The organism is Microbacterium sp. CPCC 204701 (assembly GCF_004010105.1).
In the GTDB taxonomy this organism is placed as follows: Bacteria; Actinomycetota; Actinomycetes; order Actinomycetales; family Microbacteriaceae; genus Microbacterium.
In genome coordinates, this window is the sequence record NZ_RRYE01000390.1 from 1 (window position 1) to 2,671 (window position 2,671).

Genomic DNA, 2,671 nt, shown 5'->3' on the forward strand with positions numbered 1-2,671 from the left:
CGGCTGCCTTCGTGGCTGCGGCATCCAGCCGCTGCTCGGCCTCGGCGACCTCGGCCACCGCCGAGTGCGCCGCGCGCGCGGCATCCTGCCACTCCGCCTCGTCGAAGCGCGACGACAGCTCCGCGACGAGCGCCGCAGGGTCGCCCATCGACGCGCTCAGGTCGGACAGCCGTCGTCGTGCCGCGTCGACCTGGCTCGCGGCCGAGACGTTCGCGCGCACCCAGGCTCCGTGCTCGGCCCGGGCCGACGCGATGAGAGCGAGCGCCTCACCGGCCTTGCGGTCAATTCGGGTCGCGACGCGGCGGATCTCGTCGGGTGCGGCATCCGGCGCGCTGATCGCACGGTACTCGTCGAACGAGGAGTCGCGAACGTGCTGCGCGATCATGCGCGCCCGGCGTAGCGACGCGGGCGCGCCGCCGCCGTAGAGCGCTCCCGACAGCCCGACCTCGAGCTCGAGCTCGCCGACCTCGTCGTCGAGGCGTACGAGGGTCGCGCCCGCCTTCGCCCGCACCTGCTGAGCAGCGGCGCGCGCTCGCGGGGACCGGCGGGCGCGCCGGAGAGCCCACAGGAGCGCGGCGATCAGCACCGTCGCGACGCCGAGCGCGATCAGGGGTGGAACCAGCCACCCGACGAGCGCGGCCGTGAATTCAGGCATGCGCACCCTCGGCGGATGCCGTGACGTCGGCGGCGGCGGTGACGACAGCGGGAGCGGACGCGTCGGTGCGAGCGGAGGCGTGGTCGAGCAGCAGGAGCGCGCGCAGCTGGTCGGCGTCGTCGACCGCCGCCTGCGCGCCGTCGGATTCATGCGGCCACGAGAAGCCCCAGCGCACGAAGATCACGGGGACCCCGTGCGCGGCGCCGCCCTCGACGTCGTGATGGCGGTCGCCGACCAGCACGGGGCGGCTGATGTCGGCACCCGCCGCCTGGAGGCGGCGAAGCGCCTCAGCGACGATGTCTGACTTGGCGCTCAGAGTCCTCTCGTCGGGCGTGGCGCCCACGATCGCGGTCAGCGAGGTCGAAAGGTCGAAGTGATCCATGAGCGCGACGACCTGCACCTCGGGCTTGGAGCTCGCCGTCGCCTGCGGGATGCCGGCCGCTGCGACATCCCTGATCAGCTCGTCCATGCCGGGAAACAGCTCCGCGCCGGTCGGGTAGCCGTCGATCCTGTTGAGCCCGCGGTAGAACGTGACTGCTTCGGTCGCCTCCGCCGGAGTCATGCCGACGTTCGTCTGGAACGACTCGTACATGGGCGGGCCGATCCAGTGCACGAGCTCGGCGCGCGTCGGCGGCCGCTTGCCGAAGTGCTCGAGCGCGATCGTCAGACGCCGCAGGATCCCCTCCGACGCGTCGACGATCGTGCCGTCGACGTCCCACAGCACACAGGTCCATGGCGATCGGCTCGGCATGCCCCCCAGCCTAGTTCGCGCCGGCCGCCCGCCCCTGACCGTGAGGTCTCAGCGGCCAGGGGTAGGCGGCGGCAGGGGGTCAGAACAGGCGCGGAGCCCCGGACTCGACCCCCTTCATGCCCTCGTAGTCGAGGGTGACGCAGCGGATGCCGCGGTCCGCGGCCAGCACCTTGGCCTGGGGCTTGATCTCCTGGGCGGCGAAGACCCCGGTCACCGGAGCGAGGTGGGGGTCGCGACCGAGCAGCTCGAGGTAGCGCGTGAGCTGCTCGACACCGTCGATGTCGCCGCGACGCTTGACCTCCACGGCGATCGAGCCGCCGGCCGGGTCGCGCAGGAGGAGGTCGACGGGGCCGATCGCGGTCGGGAACTCGCGGCGGACGAGCGTGAGCCCGTCGCCGAGGACGTCGACCTGCTCGGCGAGCAGGCGCTGCAGGTCGGCCTCGACCCCGTCCTTCTGCAGCCCCGGGTCGACGCCGAGCTCGTGCGAGGAGTCGTGGATCACTTCGTAGATGCGCACCAGCAGCGCGTCGCCGGTCTTGGCGTGCGTGACCCGCCAGTGCTCGAGCACGCCCGCGGCGGCTGACTCGGCATCCGGGATCTCGACGTCCAGCCGGCACGGCGGGCTCATCCAGTTCAGCGGCTTGTACGATCCGCCATCGGAGTGCACGAGCAGGCTGCCGTCGCCCTTGTGCACGAGCAGGCGCGTCGCCAGCGGCAGATGGGCGTTGAGCCGGCCGGTGTAGTCGACGGAGCAGCGGGCGATGACGAGACGCACCCGACGAGCCTAGTCCGCTGGCCTCGGCGCACGTCGCACGGTCGGTCGGCTAGCGTGATCATGCACGGCGGACGCGGACCGACGGTTCGCGCCCGTGACGGATGGGCTCTCACGGGTCACCGCGCGCACTCGCCGGTCGTGCCCGGCCGCCGCGCTCCAGGCGTCGCCGTGCCCCACGAACTCGCCGCTCCCGGAGGAGGAACCGATGAACTCACGCCCCGAAGCGACAGTGCACATCCTTTCGAGCACGGTCGCCCAGCTCCACGTCGGCAGCGATGTGGAGGAGGTCGTCGCCGCCGACAGCCGGGCGCTGCGCGACCGCCTCGTGGAGGAGATACGTCTGCTGGCCGCCTCGGCCGGTGAGCCGGCGCACGCGACGCTCGTCGAGGGGACGTCGCGCTGGCCGCTGGTGGTCCACCCCGACGGCACCTTCCAGGAGTCGCTGGATGCCGTGGCCCCCGACAGCGAACAGGCGCCGGCGCCCGCGCCG

The 2,671-nt window shown here is 72.8% G+C and carries 2 protein-coding genes and 2 pseudogenes; 1 reads left to right on the forward strand and 3 read right to left on the reverse strand.

Annotated elements, in window-relative coordinates:
* The 3 genes and pseudogenes from EIO58_RS15785 to nucS all read right to left on the reverse strand — a co-directional run.
* Positions 1–655 (reverse strand): annotated as a pseudogene (locus tag EIO58_RS15785) (hypothetical protein); the annotation flags it as partial.
* Positions 648–1,406 carry an HAD hydrolase-like protein gene (locus EIO58_RS15790; protein WP_127820305.1) on the reverse strand — a complete coding sequence of 253 codons (759 nt, stop codon included), beginning with the start codon at positions 1,404–1,406 and terminating at the stop codon, positions 648–650. The gene EIO58_RS15790 and the pseudogene EIO58_RS15785, both read right to left, overlap by 8 nt.
* Before the next feature lie 79 nt (positions 1,407–1,485).
* Positions 1,486–2,181 carry an endonuclease NucS gene (nucS, locus tag EIO58_RS15795; protein WP_127820306.1) on the reverse strand — a complete coding sequence of 232 codons (696 nt, stop codon included), beginning with the start codon at positions 2,179–2,181 and terminating at the stop codon, positions 1,486–1,488.
* A gap of 205 nt (positions 2,182–2,386) precedes the next feature.
* Between nucS and EIO58_RS15800 the strand changes: the two are divergent.
* Positions 2,387–2,671: pseudogene (locus EIO58_RS15800) on the forward strand (MinD/ParA family ATP-binding protein); the annotation flags it as partial.

Bases quoted from the DNA above. Each gene is read 5' to 3' on its own strand.
- EIO58_RS15790 (WP_127820305.1), bottom strand. From the start codon at position 1,406: ATGCCGAGCCGATCGCCATGGACCTGTGTGCTGTGGGACGTCGACGGC.